Source organism: Streptomyces sp. SudanB182_2057, assembly GCF_964272715.1.
Taxonomy (GTDB): Bacteria; Actinomycetota; Actinomycetes; order Streptomycetales; family Streptomycetaceae; genus Streptomyces; species Streptomyces rubradiris.
The window spans coordinates 1,358,600-1,374,119 of the sequence record NZ_OZ186798.1 but is presented as its reverse complement, the minus strand read 5'-3'; the positions used below and the strand labels follow the sequence as shown (position 1 = coordinate 1,374,119).

General features: G+C 71.9%; 15 protein-coding genes and 1 tRNA gene. 8 read left to right on the top strand and 8 right to left on the bottom strand.

Annotated features, from left to right (window positions below; all coding sequences use genetic code 11):
* The first annotated feature begins 71 nt into the window (after positions 1-71).
* From ACSURM_RS05620 to ACSURM_RS05605, 4 genes are read left to right on the top strand one after another with little or no spacing between them, the layout of a single operon-like run.
* Entirely contained in the window at positions 72-1,370 is a 1,299-nt protein-coding gene (locus tag ACSURM_RS05620; protein ID WP_436953841.1) for an ABC transporter substrate-binding protein, read from the top strand.
* Positions 1,371-1,377: 7 nt separating this feature from the next.
* Positions 1,378-2,334 (top strand): carbohydrate ABC transporter permease, encoded by a 957-nt coding sequence (locus tag ACSURM_RS05615; protein ID WP_436953840.1) that lies wholly within the window; start codon positions 1,378-1,380, stop codon positions 2,332-2,334.
* Entirely contained in the window at positions 2,331-3,149 is an 819-nt protein-coding gene (locus ACSURM_RS05610) for a carbohydrate ABC transporter permease (RefSeq protein ID WP_289971106.1), read from the top strand. Before ACSURM_RS05615 ends, ACSURM_RS05610 begins: the two co-directional genes overlap by 4 nt.
* Positions 3,146-5,539 (top strand): glycoside hydrolase family 3 N-terminal domain-containing protein, encoded by a 2,394-nt coding sequence (locus tag ACSURM_RS05605; protein ID WP_436953839.1) that lies wholly within the window; start codon positions 3,146-3,148, stop codon positions 5,537-5,539. The genes ACSURM_RS05610 and ACSURM_RS05605 overlap by 4 nt, the downstream gene beginning before the upstream one ends.
* A gap of 76 nt (positions 5,540-5,615) precedes the next feature.
* On the opposite strand, the gene ACSURM_RS05600 is transcribed toward ACSURM_RS05605, so the two are convergent.
* On the bottom strand, positions 5,616-6,971 hold the full coding sequence (locus ACSURM_RS05600) for a cellulase family glycosylhydrolase (RefSeq protein ID WP_436960936.1): 1,356 nt from the start codon (positions 6,969-6,971) through the stop codon (positions 5,616-5,618).
* Positions 6,972-7,193: 222 nt separating this feature from the next.
* On the opposite strand from ACSURM_RS05600, the gene ACSURM_RS05595 reads away from it, so the two are divergent.
* Together ACSURM_RS05595 and ACSURM_RS05590 are read left to right on the top strand one after the other, a co-directional pair.
* Complete coding sequence (locus tag ACSURM_RS05595; RefSeq protein ID WP_436953838.1) at positions 7,194-8,096, top strand: sugar phosphate isomerase/epimerase family protein; 903 nt, start codon at positions 7,194-7,196, stop codon at positions 8,094-8,096.
* A gap of 123 nt (positions 8,097-8,219) precedes the next feature.
* Entirely contained in the window at positions 8,220-8,423 is a 204-nt protein-coding gene (locus ACSURM_RS05590) for a hypothetical protein (RefSeq protein WP_436953837.1), read from the top strand.
* A 57-nt stretch (positions 8,424-8,480) separates the two neighbouring features.
* Here the strand turns inward: ACSURM_RS05590 and ACSURM_RS05585 are convergent, their stop codons facing one another.
* The 4 genes from ACSURM_RS05585 to ACSURM_RS05570 form a co-directional block, all read right to left on the bottom strand.
* Positions 8,481-9,485: a Gfo/Idh/MocA family protein gene (locus ACSURM_RS05585; protein ID WP_436953836.1), complete on the bottom strand. Its 1,005-nt coding sequence runs from the start codon at positions 9,483-9,485 to the stop codon at positions 8,481-8,483.
* A gap of 94 nt (positions 9,486-9,579) precedes the next feature.
* Positions 9,580-10,731: a Gfo/Idh/MocA family protein gene (locus tag ACSURM_RS05580; protein ID WP_436953835.1), complete on the bottom strand. Its 1,152-nt coding sequence runs from the start codon at positions 10,729-10,731 to the stop codon at positions 9,580-9,582.
* 114 nt (positions 10,732-10,845) lie between these two features.
* Positions 10,846-11,190 carry a cupin domain-containing protein gene (locus ACSURM_RS05575; RefSeq protein ID WP_189754727.1) on the bottom strand — a complete coding sequence of 115 codons (345 nt, stop codon included), beginning with the start codon at positions 11,188-11,190 and terminating at the stop codon, positions 10,846-10,848.
* A gap of 90 nt (positions 11,191-11,280) precedes the next feature.
* The gene (locus tag ACSURM_RS05570; RefSeq protein WP_436953834.1) at positions 11,281-11,859 is read right to left on the bottom strand and encodes a TetR/AcrR family transcriptional regulator; all 579 of its coding nucleotides are present in this window, start codon (positions 11,857-11,859) and stop codon (positions 11,281-11,283) included.
* A gap of 308 nt (positions 11,860-12,167) precedes the next feature.
* Between ACSURM_RS05570 and ACSURM_RS05565 the strand changes: the two genes are divergently transcribed.
* Complete coding sequence (locus ACSURM_RS05565) at positions 12,168-13,598, top strand: MFS transporter (RefSeq protein WP_436953833.1); 1,431 nt, start codon at positions 12,168-12,170, stop codon at positions 13,596-13,598.
* A 45-nt stretch (positions 13,599-13,643) separates the two neighbouring features.
* Positions 13,644-13,717: transfer RNA gene (locus ACSURM_RS05560), tRNA-Pro, on the top strand.
* A 206-nt stretch (positions 13,718-13,923) separates the two neighbouring features.
* On the opposite strand, the gene ACSURM_RS05555 is transcribed toward ACSURM_RS05560, so the two are convergent.
* The 3 genes from ACSURM_RS05555 to ACSURM_RS05545 form a co-directional block, all read right to left on the bottom strand.
* Positions 13,924-14,577 carry a hypothetical protein gene (locus ACSURM_RS05555; RefSeq protein ID WP_436953832.1) on the bottom strand — a complete coding sequence of 218 codons (654 nt, stop codon included), beginning with the start codon at positions 14,575-14,577 and terminating at the stop codon, positions 13,924-13,926.
* Between the two features lie 8 nt (positions 14,578-14,585).
* Entirely contained in the window at positions 14,586-14,855 is a 270-nt protein-coding gene (locus tag ACSURM_RS05550) for a hypothetical protein (protein ID WP_436953831.1), read from the bottom strand.
* Positions 14,856-14,916: 61 nt separating this feature from the next.
* Positions 14,917-15,249, bottom strand: coding sequence for a hypothetical protein (locus tag ACSURM_RS05545; protein ID WP_436953830.1), 333 nt, complete (start codon positions 15,247-15,249; stop codon positions 14,917-14,919).
* Positions 15,250-15,520: the final 271 nt, after the last annotated feature.

The following is a 15,520-nucleotide window of genomic DNA, read 5'->3' as shown; positions in this document are numbered from 1 at the left end:
CCTTCTCCTCCTACTGTCCAGCCGCAGGACTTTCGGCTCTTATACCGAAACTTTCGGAAGGCGGATGACCCATGCGTACACGTGTGTCCAGAGTGGTCGCGGGCGGCGCGACCCTCGCCCTGGCGGCGACCCTCGCCGCGTGCGGCAGCGGCAGCGGCAGCGGTTCCTCCAACGACGGCAAGATCCATGTGCTCGTCTACGGCGACTCCGGCAACAAGATCGAGAAGCAGATCGTCGACACCTTCAACAAGACCTCGAAGGTCAAGGCGGTCCTCGACACCATTCCCGGCGCCGACTACCAGCAGAAGCTGCAGACCATCATCAGCACACCCCAGGCGCCGGACATCTTCTTCCACTGGGGCGGCGGCAGCATCAGGCCCTTCGTCAAGGCGGGGCTGTTGATGCCGCTGGACGACTTCATCAAGAAGGACCCCAACCTCGACGACAAGTTCCTGCCCACCGTCTACAACAGCTCCGTCGTGGACGGGAAGCCGTACGGCATCCCCATGCGCGGCACCCAGCCGGTGCTGCTGTTCAGCAACAAGAACGTGCTCGACAAGGCGGGGGTGAAGCAGCCCCGGACCTGGGACGAACTGCTCGCCGCCGTGAACAAGTTGAAGTCCTCGGGCGTCACCCCCATCGCCCTCGGCGGTGGCGACCAGTGGCCGACGTTGATGTGGTTCGAGTACGTCTACGACCGGGTCGCCGGCCCGGGGCTGTTCGAAAAGGCCCTCAAGGGTGACAAGGACGCCTGGGCGAGCGCGGACAGCAAGAAGGCGCTCGGCATGCTCAAGCAGCTGGTCGACGCGGGTGCGTTCGGCAAGAACTACGACTCGGTGAAGTACACCAACGGCTCCTCGCCCGCCCTGGTCGCTCAGGGCAAGGCCGGCTTCGAGCTGATGGGCTCCTGGTACTACTCGCAGCAGCAGACGGACGCCAAGGACTTCGCCGCCAAGGGCCTGGGCTACGGCCCGTTCCCGACCGTCCCCGGCGGCAAGGGCGACGCCTCGAACGTCGTCGGCAACACCAACAACTTCTACTCGGTGATGAAGAAGACCAAGCACCCCGAGGCCGTCGCCGAGTTCCTGAAGCTGATGTACTCCGACGAGTTCGTCAAGGCCCAGCTGTCCATCGGCAACCTGCCCACCACCACGACCACCCCGCAGTTCCTGGACGAGTCGGCGAGCCCCGAGTACTCCCGCTTCCAGTACGACCTGGTGGCCAAGGCCAAGTCCTTCCAGCTGTCCTGGGACCAGGCCTACCCGCAGACCGCCGCCACCTCCATGCACCAGGCCGTTCAGCAGTTCCTCAACGGACAGCTCGACGAGAACGGCTTCATCCAGGCCATGCAGGCCCTCCCGACCGAATGAACCGCTCATGACCACACAGCTCACGAGCGCCCCGCCCACCGCCGAGGCCACCCGTAAGGCCCGGCGGCGGCCGGAGGACTCCTACGCCGCCCGCGGCACCCGCCCCGGCTTCCTCTGGGCGCTGCCGGCCACCCTGTTCTTCACCCTCTTCGCCATCGCACCACTGATCATGGTCGCGGTGCTGTCCTTCATGAGCTGGAACGGCCTCGGTCCACCCGAGTTCGTCGGCACCGACAACTGGCAGCGGATCCTCGACGACCCGGTCATGATCCGCAGCATCTGGCTCACCCTGCTGCTCACCGCCCTCGGCGTGGTCCTCCAGACCCCGCTGAGCATCGTGCTCGGGGTCTGGGCCGCCGGACACCAGCGCAACCGGGCCGTCCTGTCGGCGGTCTACTTCATCCCGCTGCTGCTGTCCGCCACCGCCGTGTCGGTGCTCTGGCGGGCGCTGCTCGACCCGAACTTCGGCATCCCCGCGCGAATGACCTGGCTGTTCGGCGACGGCAACCTGTTCGGCGAGCAGGCCACCGCCATCGGTGTCCTCGCCTTCGTCAGCACCTGGCAGTTCACCCCCTTCCACACGCTCATCTACCAGGGCGCGGCCCGGGCCATCCCGCCGGTGCTGTACCAGGCGGCGGAGATCGACGGCGCCGGGCGCTTCCGCCAGTTCTTCCACATCACCCTGCCGCAGCTGCGCAACTCGATCGTCACCTCGATGATCCTGATGATCGTCGGAGGTCTCACCACCTTCGAGACCGTGCTGATCCTCACCCAGGGCGGTCCCGGCACCGACACCACCATCAGCGCCTACTACATGTACCAAAAGGCATTCAAGAGCTTCGACTTCGGAGCCGGCGCGGCCATCGCCCTGTGCCTGGTCGTCGCCGCCACCGTCGTCTCGCTGATCGTGGTCCGCGTCTCCGGCTACGACAAGATGCGCAGCGACATGGAGGGGGTGTCATGAGGCGCCGCCCCAACTACCTCGCCGGAGCCGGCTCGATCGTCTGGCTCGTCGTGGTCGGCCTGCCGCTGTACGTGATGCTGGCCGCGACCCTGCGCACCCGGCAGGACTACGCCAAGAAGGGCCCCGTGTCCTTCCCCGGCGAGTTCACCCTGGACAACTACACCGGGGCGTTCGACGCCGGCTTCGGCCGGTACTTCCTGAACACCATCATCGTCACCGTCTGCGTCGTCGGTGTGGTGCTGCTGCTCGTACCGCCGCTGGCCTACGCGATCGTCCGCAGCCGCTCCCGGGTCACCTCGCAGATCTTCCGGCTGTTCCTGCTGGGCCTCGCCATTCCGGCCCAGGCCGTGATCGTGCCGATGTTCTACCTGATCAGCGAGGCCGGGCTGTACGACAACCTGCTGGGCGTCATCCTGCCCACCGCGGCGTTCTGCCTGCCCATGTCGGCGCTCATCCTCAGCGGGGCCATGCGGGACATCTCCCCGGAGCTGTTCGAGGCCATGACGATGGACGGGGCGAGCCCGAGGCGGATGTTCTTCCAGCTCGTCGTGCCGCTCTCGCGCGGCGGGCTGTCCACGATCGTGGTGTTCTCCGCCCTCCAGGCATGGAACGGCTTCCTGTTCCCGCTGGTCCTGACCCAGTCCGAAGAGACCAAGCTGATCACCCTGGGCCTGTACAACTTCCAGACCGCTCACGGAATCGACATCCCCGGCCTGCTGGGCGCCGTGACGCTGTCCATGGTGCCCGTCCTGCTCGTCTACCTGTTCGCCCGCCGAGCCCTGGTCCAGGGCCTGATGGGCATGGGAGGAAAGTGACCGCCAACGTGGCCGTAGAGACCACCCCCGAAGTCCCCGTCTGGAACGACCCGACCCAGGACATCGGCACCCGCGTCTCCGCGCTGATCGACGCGATGACCCTGGAGGAGAAGACCGCCCAGCTGTACGGCGTGTGGGTCGGCGCGTCCGACGAGGGAGGTGAAGTCGCCCCGCACCAGCACGACATGGAGGAGGCCGTCGACCTCGACGCCCTGCTGCCCGCCGGACTGGGCCAGTTGACCCGGCCGTTCGGCACGGCACCGGTCGATCCCGCGCTCGGCGCGCTGTCCCTGCTGCGCACCCAGAGCCGGATCACCGCCGCCAACCGCTTCGGCATCCCGGCCCTGGCCCACGAGGAGTGCCTGGCCGGATTCGCCACCTGGGGCGCCACCGCCTACCCCGTCCCGCTGTCCTGGGGCGCCACCTTCGACCCCGACCTGATCCGCCGGATGGCCGCCGCCATCGGCCGCGACATGCGCTCCGTCGGCGTCCACCAGGGCCTCGCGCCGGTCCTGGACGTGGTGCGCGACGCCCGCTGGGGCCGGGTCGAGGAGACCATCGGCGAGGACCCCTACCTCGTCGGCAGCATCGGTACCGCCTATGTGCAGGGGCTGGGCTCGGCCGGTGTCGTCGCCACCCTGAAGCACTTCGCGGGCTACTCGGCCTCCCGCGCCGGCCGCAACCTCGCGCCCGTCGGCATGGGCCCGCGCGAACGGGCCGACGTCCTGCTGCCGCCGTTCGAGATGGCCATCGTCGAGGGCGGAGCCGACTCCGTCATGCACGCCTACACCGACACCGACGGCATCCCCTCGGCGGCCGACGAGGACCTCCTCACCGGGCTGCTGCGCGACACCTGGGGCTTCGCGGGCACGGTCGTCGCCGACTACTTCGGCATCGCCTTCCTCAAGACCCTGCACGGGATCGCCGGGGACTGGTCGCAGGCCGCGGCGGCGGCCCTGCGCGCGGGCGTCGACGTGGAACTGCCCACCGTGAAGACGTTCGGCGCGCCCCTCGCCGAGGCCCTCGCCGCGGGCCGGGTGCCGGAGGCGCTCATCGACCGCGCCCTGCGCCGGGTGCTCACCCAGAAGGCCCGGCTCGGCCTGCTCGACGCCGGCTGGGACCCGGTCCCGGCCGCGCTGCGCGGAGCCGACCTGGACGACCCCGGCACCCTGCGCGGCACCGTCGACCTGGACACCGCGGAGAACCGGGAACTGGCCCGGACCATCGCGGAGGAAGCCGTCGTCCTGCTGGCCAACGACGGCACCCTGCCGCTCGACCGGCCCCGCAGCATCGCCCTGATCGGCCCCAACGCCACCGTCGGCACGGCCGTGCTGGGCTGCTACTCCTTCCCCCAGCACGTCGGCGTGCACCACCCGGGAACCCCGGCCGGCATCGACCTGCCCTCCCTGGAGGACGCCCTCCGGCGGGAGTTCCCCGACACGGAACTCACCGTCGTCCAGGGCACCGGCGTGGACGACGGCGACGTCTTCGGCATCGCCGAGGCCGTCGACACCGCACGCCGGGCCGACGTCGTCGTGGTGGCCCTCGGCGACCGCGCCGGCCTGTTCGGCCGGGGCACCAGCGGCGAGGGCTGCGACGCCGAGTCGCTGGCCCTGCCCGGCGCCCAGCAGCGGCTGCTCGACGCGCTGCTCGACACCGGGACGCCCGTGGTGACGGTCCTCCTGGCCGGCCGGCCCTACGCCCTGGGCCGGGCCGTGGAGGAGTCCGCCGCCATCGTGCAGTCCTTCTTCCCCGGGGCGGAGGGCACCGGCGCCATCGCGGGCGTGCTCAGCGGCCGGACCAACCCGTCCGGACGACTGCCGGTCAGCGTGCCCCGCGACACCGGCGGCCAGCCCGCCACCTACCTCGGCGCACGGCTCGCCCAGGCCAGCGACGTCTCCAGCATCGACCCCACCTCGGCCTTCGCGTTCGGGCACGGGCTGTCCTACACGTCCTTCGACTGGGGCGAGCTGGCCGTCGGCCGGGCGGAGGCGGACACCGGCGGCGAGTTCGACCTCGCGTTCACCGTGCGCAACACGGGGGAGCGGGCCGGCACCGAGGTGGTCCAGCTGTACCTGCACGATCCCGTGGCCTCCGTCGTCCAGCCGGTGCAGCGGCTCATCGGCTACACCCGGGTGCGGCTCGCCGCGGGCGAGGCCCGCCGGGTACGCGTCACCGTGCCCGCCGACCTCGCCTCCTTCACCGGCCGCGACGGCCGCCGGGTGGTCGAACCGGGCGAGCTGCACCTGCGGCTGGCGGCGTCCAGCGCGGACGCCCGGCTGACCGCGACGGTGACCCTGACCGGCGAGGAACGCCACGTGGACCACACCCGCCGGTTCCACGCGCGGTTCGAGCAGGAGACGGTACGGCCGGCGGACCCCGCCGCCTGACCCGCCGCGCGCGGCCGGCCCCACCCGTGGCCGGCCGCACGCCGGCGTCGCGACCGCACGCGCGCGAGGCCCGTACTCACCCGCGTGTCACCGTCACGGTCACCAGCGCGCCCGGGGCCGCCCGGACCCACGCCCGCCCGGCCGTCCGCCGTACGACGTCCGCCCCGCCCTCGGCCCGGATCCGCCAGGCACCGGGCGGCACGGACAGCACGCTCAGCCGGGAACCGTGCGCCGCCGCGCGGTAGACCAGCCGGTACCCGCCCGCCCCGGTGTCGTAGGCGGCGGAGCGCACCGTACCCGCCACGGCCTCGGCGTACGGCTCCACGGTCAGCTCCTTGTTGACGCGGAACGCGCCCGTGCCGTCCAGCGCGCAGTACCCGCCGCCGTAGCACCACACATAGCCCGCCCAGCCGGATGCGTAGCGCCCGAGCGAGGCCATGGCGTCCCGGTAGAAGCGGTTCATGTGCGGCAGCGAGCTGTCCGGCGGACCCCACTCGCCGACCACCACCGGGACCCCGTACCGCCTCGGGTACGCGGTCACGGCCCGCTCGTACGCCTCGATCCAGCCGGCCCCGGGGTCGTAGTCGGCGCCCGCCTCCATCGCGGTGTCGTAGAAGTGCGGCGCGTACACCACCCGGGGATCACGGACCCGGCCGAGGCCCGTCGGCACGCCCTCCCCGACGACCGGGGTCGGCTCGACGAACAGCCAGGCGTCCCGGTCCGCCGGGCGGACGGCGTCGGCCAGCCGGTTGTACATCGGGGTGAGCTGGTCGCGTTCGATACGGCGCGCGGCCGCCGGCAGGTCCTCCCCGGGCCGCGGCTCGCCCATGGGCTCGTTGATCAGGTCGTAGCCGAGCACCGCCGGATGGCCGGCGAAGCGGGTGGCGAGCGTGCGCCACATGCGGGCCTGGGCGCGCCTGAGGTCGTCGTCCTCGTAGAGATGGGTGAAGGCGCGCTGCACGGCGGGCTCGAAGTACTCGGCGAACCAGTCGTCCGGGTGCGGGGTGAACGGCAGCCCGTCGGTCCTGGTCGCCCACTCGGGTATGCCCCGGTGGCCGAAGGCGGGCCCGAAGACGTCCTGGTGGGCGTCCAGGACGACCCGCACGTCCTGGCGCTCGGCCCAGTCCAGGACGCGCTCGACCTTGCGCAGGTACCGCTCGCTGTACTGCCCGGGCCGGGGCTCCAGGTCGTCCCAGAAGACCAGCAGCCGGGCGAAGTCGAAGCCCTGGGCGCGCAGATCGCGCAGATGGCGTTCGGTGATCGCGCTCAGGGCCTGCTCGCCCCGGTGCGTCTTGTCCTCGATGTTCCAGCCGCGCAGGGTGAGCACCCGCCCCTGCCCGTCGGTCAGCGGGGGAATGCCGGGTCCGGCCTCCTCGGCGTGGGCGGTGGCGGGGGCCAGCAGCGCGGCGACGGCCGCGCCCGCCGTCAGCATCGCTCGCAGCACGGGAAACCTCCGGGGCGGTGGGAACGGCGGCAACTTCCTTGACTTCGCGTCTACTTCGAACACTCCCGTGCTACCAGGCGCACACGGGAAAGACCAGCACCAGGGAGCGCACATCCCCATTGCGCGCGGCCCCGTTCGTGAAATGATGTCCTGACAAAGGATGGACGGCGGGCCCGCCCGCGACGACCGCCCCGGAGAGGAACCCCTGCCATGGCCCAGACCCTCGACCGCATCCGGGTCGGCTCCGCCCCCGACTCCTGGGGCGTCTGGTTCCCCGACGACCCGCACCAGATCCCCTGGCACCGCTTCCTCGACGAGGTGTCCGAGGCGGGCTACGACTGGATCGAACTCGGCCCCTACGGCTACCTCCCCACCGACCCGGCCCGGCTCGCCGACGAACTGGCCCGGCGGCACCTGAACGTCTCGGCGGGCACGGTCTTCACCGCCCTGCACCGCGGACCGGCCGTCTGGGAGGAGACCTGGGCCCACGTCGGCCGGGTCGCCGAGCTCACCCGGGCCATGGGCGCCCGGCACCTGGTGGTGATCCCCTCCTTCTGGCGCGACGACAAGACCGCCGAGATCCTGGAGCCGCCCGAGCTGACCCCCGAGCAGTGGACCCACCTGACCCGGGGCATGGAACGGCTCGGCCACCTGGTCAGGGAGACCTACGGCCTGGACATCGTCGTCCACCCGCACGCCGACACCCACCTCGACACCGAGGCCCACGTCACCCGCTTCCTGGACGCCACCGACAGCCGGCTGGTGAGCCTCTGCCTGGACACCGGGCACTACGCCTACTGCGGCGGCGACAGCGTCAAGCTGATCGAGACCTACGGCGAGCGCGTCGGCTATCTGCACCTCAAGCAGGTCGATCCGGAGATCCTCGCCGAAGTCGTCGCCCAGGGAATGCCGTTCGGGCCCGCCGTGCGGCGCGGGGTGATGTGCGAACCGCCCTCCGGGGTGCCCGACCTGGCACCGGTGCTGCGCGCGGCACAGGGACTGGGCGTGGACCTGTTCGCGATCGTCGAGCAGGACATGTACCCGTGCGAACCGGACCGGCCGCTGCCGATCGCCGTCCGCACCCGGCGCTTCCTGCGCTCCTGCGGCGCCTGAGCGGGCGTGCGCGCGGATCCTGCGCTGCCCTGACGGATTCGGCCACGGCGGCGCCGGGAACCAACCGGGGCACCCGGGCGTTCCACCGACAACGGGGAACGCCCGCGTGGACGGGAGGACGACATGACACACCGTACGCACACCCACGACACGCCCCGCACCGACACCGACGCCGCCGAGGCGGCCGTCGCCCGGCGGCAGCGCTTCGGCCGCCTGCCCGAGCGGATACGCCTTCAGGACACGGTCGAGACGAAGCCGGCCACCCGGCCGGACCCGGCGCGGGACGCCTACCACCCGGACGAGTGGCTGATCCGGTACTGCGGCTGACCCCGGTGCGGGGACGGGGCGGCGCCGCGTACCGGCCCGGCACCGTCCCCGTACCGCTCAGGCCGACCGCACCTCCGTGAGCGTCACCGGCCGGTGCTCGCGCAGGGACAGGGTGCACGCCTCGGCGATCCAGCCTGCCTCCAGGGCGTCCTCCACCGTGCAGGGGGAGGGCCGGGTCCCGGCCACCACCTCGGTGAACGCGGCCAGTTCGGCGCGGTAGGCGGCGGCGAACCGGTCCAGGAAGAAGGCGTGCGGAGTACCCGACGGGAAGTTGGCGCCGGGCTCGGCCGAGCGCAGCGGAAGCCGGTCGTCCAGGCCCACGGCCAGCGAGTCGGCGAAGCCGTGCAGTTCCAGGCGCACGTCGTAACCCCGCAGGTTGTGGCGGGAGTTGGACACCGTCGCGACCGTGCCGTCGTCCAGGGTGAGCAGCGCGCCGGTGGTGTCGGCGTCGCCCGCCGCCGCGATGTGGCCGGCGCCGCGGTTGCCGCCCACCGCGTACACCTCGGTGACCTCACGGCCCGTCACCCAGCGGATGCTGTCGAAGTCGTGCACGGAGCAGTCCCGGAAGATGCCGCCGGACGCGGCGACGTACGCGGCCGGCGGCGGCGCAGGATCCAGCGTCGTGGACCGCACGGTGTGCAGCGCGCCCAGCTCACCGGCCCGTACGGCGGCCCGGGCGGCGGCGAACCCCGCGTCGAAACGCCGGTGGTAGCCGATCTGCACCGGCACACCACCGTCCCGCACGACGTCCAGGAGCTCGACGCCCTCGCGCATCGTCCGGGCGACGGGCTTCTCGCAGAAGACGGGCACACCGGCCGCCACACCGGCCCGGATCAGCGCGGGATGGGCGTCGGTGGCCGCCGCCACCACGATGCCGTCCACCCCGGACGCCAGCAGCGCCCGCGGCGACGGGGCCACCTCGGCGCCGAACCGCTCCGCCGCCCGCCCGGCCGCGTCCCCGAACGGGTCGGTGACGACGAGCGATTCGACGGCGTCCAGCCCGCGGAGGGTCTCGGCGTGGAAGGAGCCGATACGGCCGAGACCGAGGATTCCGATACGCATGCGCCCCATTCTTGTCCCCTTCTTGTCCGTACAGACCCGGCGCACCATCGGCGCGGAGCCGCCGGAACCCGGGAACGGAGCCGCCCCGGCGCCCCTACGGGCTGACCCAGCCGCCGGTCCGCGCGGACCGCGCCATCGCGTCGAGCGCGCGCGCCCCGTGCACCGCGTCCGCCAGGGTGGTGCCGTACGGCGTGCCCTCGGCCACGGACCGTACGAAGCGGCCGGCCTCGATCACCTTCAGGTCGTCGTAGCCCATCGCGTTGGCCGCGCCCGGCTGGAACGCGGCGAACTCGCCGGCGCCCGGGCCGACGTGGACCGTGCTCACGGGCTGGTCCCGGTAGCCGGTGCCGCGGCACACGCCCAGCTCGTTCATCCTCCGGAAGTCCCAGAACACCGCACCCCGGCTGCCGTGCACCTCGAAGCCGTAGGCGTTCTGCTCGCCGACCGAGACCCGGCAGGCCTCCAGCACCCCGCGGGCGCCGGAGGCGAAGCGCAGCAGACAGCCGACGTAGTCCTCGTTCTCCACCGGGCCCGGCGCACCGCCCGGGGCCAGGGCGTGCCCGGCCGTCGCACCGCCCGTGCGGGCGCGCTGCGGGACGAAGACCGCGGTGTCCGCGGCGAGGGAGACGATCTCGCCGCACAGGAAGCGGGCCAGGTCCACGCCGTGCGAGGCCAGGTCGCCGAGCACCCCGCTGCCCCCGCGCCGCCGCTCGTACCGCCAGGTCAGAGCGGTGTCCGGGTCCGCCGCGTAGTCGCTGAACAGGCGGACGCGCACATGCGTGACCGTGCCGATCCCGCCGGAGGCGATCAGCTCGCGGGCGGCCTCCACGGCGGGCGCGTTGCGGTAGTTGAAGCCGACCGTGCCCTGCACCCCGGCCCGCGCGACCGCGTCGGCGACCGCGCGCGCGTCGGCGGCGGTCAGGCCCACCGGCTTCTCGATCCACAGGTGCTTGCCGGCCTCGGCCAGCGTCACGCCGATCTCCCGGTGCAGGAAGTTCGGCACGGTGACGCTGACGGCCTGGACGCGCGGATCGGCGGCCACCTCGCGCCAGTCGCGGGTGGCGGAGGCGAACCCGAACCGCTCGGCGGCCTCCTCGGCCCGCCCCGGCACCTCCTCGGCGACCGTGACCAGCCGGGGCCGCAGCGCGAGGTCCGGATAGTGGTGCGGGAGCCGCGCGTACGCCCGGGTGTGCACCCGGCCCATCCAGCCGAACCCGATGACGGCGACACCCAGCGCATCCACCATGACAGCGTCTCCCAGAAGCGTGGGACCGGCGCCCGGACCGGTCCGTCCCGGCTCCGGGACACCTTTGTCCGGACATGGAGGCGTGTCAACCCTCCCGACGCTCCCTCGGAGACCTCACAGATTGATGGCGTACGCCTTGCGCAGCGTCTCGTGCACCGTCCACCGCGTACGGTCGCCCGCCCGCAGCACCGCCATGTCGCCGGGCCCCACCCGCAGCGTCGGGCCGTCCTCGACCTCGATCGTGGCCGAGCCGCTGATCACCACGAACAGCTCGTCGGCCTCCGTGTCCGTGACCACGCCCGGGGTGATCTGCCAGATCCCCCGGATCTGCCGCCCGTCCGGCGACTCCCAGACCACCTTCCCGGTCACCTCCGGGCGCCCGGAGACGATCTGCGCCGGGTCCAGGGGCTCGGGTTCGAGGTCGGCGTCGGGGATGTGGAGCGCGAAGCTGTGCGTCATGCGGCCGACCCTAGTCGGCGGGTGCGCCGCGGTGCCGTGGACAGGGTGTGGGGCATCGGGCCCGGCCACGGGACACTTCGTCGCCCCTGCTCAGCGGCCGGTGCGCACCCCGTCCAGCGCGATGGCCAGTACCCGGTCCCGCTGGGCGGCGTCCTCGAAGTTCGTCGCCATGATCCCGGCGACCAGCCGCAGCAGGTCCCCGAAGTCCATGTCCGTCCGCGCGGCGCCGATGCGCTGGGCGCGCTCCAGCAGCGGGCCGCCGGCCGCGAACATGGACTCGCGGCAGGTCTGGAAGATGTCCGACTCGCCGTTCAGCGCCTCGCGCACCGCCCGCTTGGTGACCATGTAACCGGCGAACCGGTCCAGCCACGCCGTCAGCGCCTCCCAGGGCTCCCGGTCCGCCAGCTCCAGGGCGGCCGCGCACAGGGCGGAGACCTCGTCGGCGTAGACCGTCTCGAACAGGTCGCGGCGGGTGGGGAAGTTCCGGTACAGGGTGCCGATGCCGACACCGGCGCGGCGGGCGATGTCCTCCAGGGAGGCGTCGGCCCCGTGCTCGGCGAACGCCTCGCGGGCGGCGTCGAGCAGGGCGTCGTAGTTGCGGGCGGCGTCCTTACGGTGCGGCCGGCGGGCCGCGACGATCTCGCTGACGGGGAACGGCGTGGCCGTCACTGCTGCCTCCCGGGGAGGGATTTCGGATTGAAGCGGAGGTTGGCCTCCGCTAGAGTGGAGGGGTACCTCCACTTTACCAGTGCGGGGTGGCTCCGCCATGGCCGGACGCGGCCCGCGCTCGCCGCCCCCGCGACCGGGGCGGGCCCCGTACGACCGCGCCCCCGCACCACCGCACTCCACGGGCCCGCCCCTGGGCTCCCCTGTTCCGCTGCCCTGACCCGCTGAGCTGATCCGTTTCCCTGATCCGCTTCCCTGATCCCTTTCTCGATTTCTCGATTTCCCTTTCTCGATCACGGAGAGGCTTCTCCATGCCCCGCGCCTCCACCCGTCTCACCTTCGCGGTCCTCGCGACCGGAGCCGGTGTCTTCTCCATGCTCCAGTCACTGATCGCACCGGCCCTGCCGACCGTCCAACACGCCCTGCACGCCTCCCCGTCCACCGCGACCTGGGTGATGACCGCGTATCTGCTGTCCGCCTCGGTCTTCACCCCGATCCTCGGCCGGGTCGGCGACCTCGCCGGCCGGAAACGGACCCTCGTCGCCGTCCTGCTGGCCGTCCTCGCGGGCTGCCTGGTCGCCGCGCTGGCCCCGAACATCGGCGTGCTGATCGTCGCCCGGGTCGTCCAGGGCGTCGGCGGCGCCCTGTTCCCGCTCTCCTTCGGCATCATCCGGGACGAGTTCGCCCCGGCCGAGGTCGGCGGCAGCATCAGCAACCTCTCCGCGGTGATCGCGGCCGGCGGCGGTGTCGGCATGGTGGCCGCCGGACCGATCGTGTCCGCGCTCGACTACCGCTGGCTGTTCTGGATCCCGGTGGCGATCGTCGCCGCGACGGTCCTGATCGCCCTACGCTACATCCCCGAGTCGCCCGAACGGGCGGCGGGCAAGGTCGGCTGGACCGGTGCCGTGCTGCTCTCCGGCTGGCTGGTGGCCCTGCTGCTGCCGCTGAGCCAGGCCGGGCAGTGGGGCTGGGGCTCGGCGCGGGTGCTCGGCCTGTTCGCCGCCGCCGTCGTGCTGTTCGCGGTGTGGCTGGTGACCGAGGCCCGCTCGCGCACCCCACTGATCGACCTGCGGGTGCTGCGGCTGCCCGCGGTGTGGACGACCAACGCCGCCGCCCTGCTGTTCGGCGCCGGCATGTACTCCATCTGGTCCTTCCTGCCGGGCTTCGTCCAGACACCGTCCGCGGCCGGCTACGGCTTCGGCGCCGGCGTCACCGAGTCCGGACTGCTCATGCTGCCGATGCTGGTCGCGATGTTCCTCTCCGGAGTGCTGTCGGGCCGGCTGGAGCCGCGCTTCGGCGCCAAGGCCCTGCTCACCACGGGCGCCGCGCTCGGCGCGCTGGCCTGCGGCTTCCTCACCCTCTGGCATGACGCCCGGTGGCAGATCGGCGTCGTCGCGGCTCTGTTCGGCCTCGGCATTGGACTGGCCTTCGCCTCGATGGCCAACCTCATCGTCGGCAGCGTGCCGGCGGCCCAGACCGGCGCCGCGACCGGCATGAACGCCAACATCCGCACCATCGGCGGCTCCATCGGCGCCGCGCTCACCAGCGTCCTGGTCACCGGCCGGCTCCAGCCCTCGGGCCTGCCGTACGCCTCCGGCTACACCCACGGCTGGACCCTGCTCACCCTGCTCTGCCTGGCCGCGACCGCCGCCGCCCTCCTGGTCCCGGCCCGCCGCCAGGGCCCTCCGGCCGAGACCCCCACGACCTCGGGGGTGACACGGGCACCCGCCCAGGTGCGGTAGTGTTGACCTGCGTGATCACGCGGGAAACCCCGCGTAGGACCGCGGCGGGACGTGGCGCAGCTTGGTAGCGCACTTGACTGGGGGTCAAGGGGTCGCAGGTTCAAATCCTGTCGTCCCGACTTGTGAGAGTCGCAGGTGAGGGCCGGTTTCGGAGCAATTCGAAACCGGCCCTCGGCCGTTTCTGGGGACCGGTTGGGGACCAGGGCTCCCTCGACCGGTGTCGGCGGGGCATGACGATCGGGCTCTGGAGCGAGCGGGGGCGCGGACCGCGCTGAGGTGTGTGGGGAGTGCTGTGCCCGCGACCTCCAAGCCAAGTGCGGTGCGGTCACCAGTCGGTGAGGTCCACCACGTACCGACAGTGCGGATCGATCGCGTCCTTCGAGATCCGGTATTCCTCATCGAGCAGTGACGGCAGAGCCGCGAGTACGGCGGTCAGCGCGCCGCCTGGGCGTACGTCGGCGGCGATCACTCCGGGAACCTCGTCGCTGTCCATGTACAGGCGCAGCAGACCCTCCTGGCGGAACAGGAAGCCGCGCAGTCGCGCTCCGTGCCGGTCCTCGGCCGGATCGGTCGGACGGGCCAGGCAGCGCAGGAGCGTGGCGGACCAGTCGTCCGTGGTGAACGGAGCCTCCGTCACCTCCGCCGGGTCGACCAGGTAGAGGTCCATGCCCATGACCGAGGTGACCCGGCTGTGCGGGTAGATGTGGGTGCCGGTGTGCGCGGCCCTCAGCAGTGCGACGACATCGTGCGGCGTGCGCAGATCCTCGCCGTCCCGGAGGGGGATCTCGTAGGCAGTCAGCCGTTCCGGCCTGGTCTCGCCCCGGTCACCCAGCACTGCCCGGACGGCCGGCGCCTGCGACGGGGCGGGCAGCACTCCGCGTACGTGCTGGTCCTCCAAGAGCGGGGCGTAGACGTGGTCCGACAGGAGGGCGGCCACCTCGACCTGGAGGTCTGCGATCTCACGCTCGTCTTCGTTCACGGGGTTACTCATTCACCCAGTTCGGGCACCTTGTCAACCTTGTCCCGGAGAGGAATGTTGACGAGCGCGCATTTCTTGATGTTGTGCTTGCCGGAGAAATGGTTCCAGCCCAGCACGCCGTTGCCCAGACGGGTGGGGATCCGGCGGCCGTCCGGATCGGTCGCCTCACACTTGATGCGCTGGTTCCAGTAGGGGCCCGCGTGCGCGGGGAAGGCGGCACCGCTGAGAAAGAGCGCCGCTACGGCGACGGTTGATGTGAATGCCGTGAGCTTCCGCATGCCAAGACAATGGCGTCGCCCGTACCGGCGTGTGCATTATCTTCCGCGGGATTCATCATATTCAGGTTCCGTCGCACGTGTGTCCGCCCCTACGGCGACGTCCGAAGGCGTCGCTGACAACGGTGTAGACCGAGAAGTCGTGGTCTTCCAGGCGGCGCCAGGACCAGATGGCTCGCCGACTCCACTCGTACCACGCTCGCCGGAAGGTCTTCTCCGTCTTTGCTTCCAACCCGGCGAAGCCGGGATCGTCGGAGAACTTCGGCGTGGGCAGGACACGTACGGCAGCTGCCTCCAGCAGGCGGAGCGGCTGCACGAGGGCCGCGAAGGCCCGGCGCTCCTCGTCGAGGACCGTGGGGCGGGCACTCGCCGGTGGCGAGAGCGCTAGCGGCGTCACGCTCGGCCTCGAGGTCCTCCTCGTCCTCGGACTCCCGATCGAGCCAGATGGCGAGTGAACCCACCTCGCTCACAGCGGCGCCGAGCGGGAGGATGGGGCTGTCTGTGGGCAGAGGCCACCGACAGCTCGCGCGGAGCCGCGCCACGGCTGCGCCGGTTGGGGACCACGGCTCCCTTGACCGGTGTCGGTGGGGCATGACGAACGGGCTGGGGAGCGTGCGGGGCGCGGAACGCGCTGAGGTGTGTGGGGAGGGGGGATTTCCTTCTGAGGT

Bases quoted from the DNA above. Each gene is read 5' to 3' on its own strand.
- ACSURM_RS05620 (WP_436953841.1), top strand. From the start codon at position 72: ATGCGTACACGTGTGTCCAGAGTGGTCGCGGGCGGCGCGACCCTCGCC.
- ACSURM_RS05615 (WP_436953840.1), top strand. From the start codon at position 1,378: ATGACCACACAGCTCACGAGCGCCCCGCCCACCGCCGAGGCCACCCGT.
- ACSURM_RS05610 (WP_289971106.1), top strand. From the start codon at position 2,331: ATGAGGCGCCGCCCCAACTACCTCGCCGGAGCCGGCTCGATCGTCTGG.
- ACSURM_RS05600 (WP_436960936.1), bottom strand. From the start codon at position 6,971: ATGCTGACGGCGGGCGCGGCCGTCGCCGCGCTGCTGGCCCCCGCCACC.
- ACSURM_RS05595 (WP_436953838.1), top strand. From the start codon at position 7,194: ATGGCCCAGACCCTCGACCGCATCCGGGTCGGCTCCGCCCCCGACTCC.
- ACSURM_RS05590 (WP_436953837.1), top strand. From the start codon at position 8,220: ATGACACACCGTACGCACACCCACGACACGCCCCGCACCGACACCGAC.
- ACSURM_RS05585 (WP_436953836.1), bottom strand. From the start codon at position 9,485: ATGCGTATCGGAATCCTCGGTCTCGGCCGTATCGGCTCCTTCCACGCC.
- ACSURM_RS05580 (WP_436953835.1), bottom strand. From the start codon at position 10,731: ATGGTGGATGCGCTGGGTGTCGCCGTCATCGGGTTCGGCTGGATGGGC.
- ACSURM_RS05575 (WP_189754727.1), bottom strand. From the start codon at position 11,190: ATGACGCACAGCTTCGCGCTCCACATCCCCGACGCCGACCTCGAACCC.
- ACSURM_RS05565 (WP_436953833.1), top strand. From the start codon at position 12,168: ATGCCCCGCGCCTCCACCCGTCTCACCTTCGCGGTCCTCGCGACCGGA.
- ACSURM_RS05550 (WP_436953831.1), bottom strand. From the start codon at position 14,855: ATGCGGAAGCTCACGGCATTCACATCAACCGTCGCCGTAGCGGCGCTC.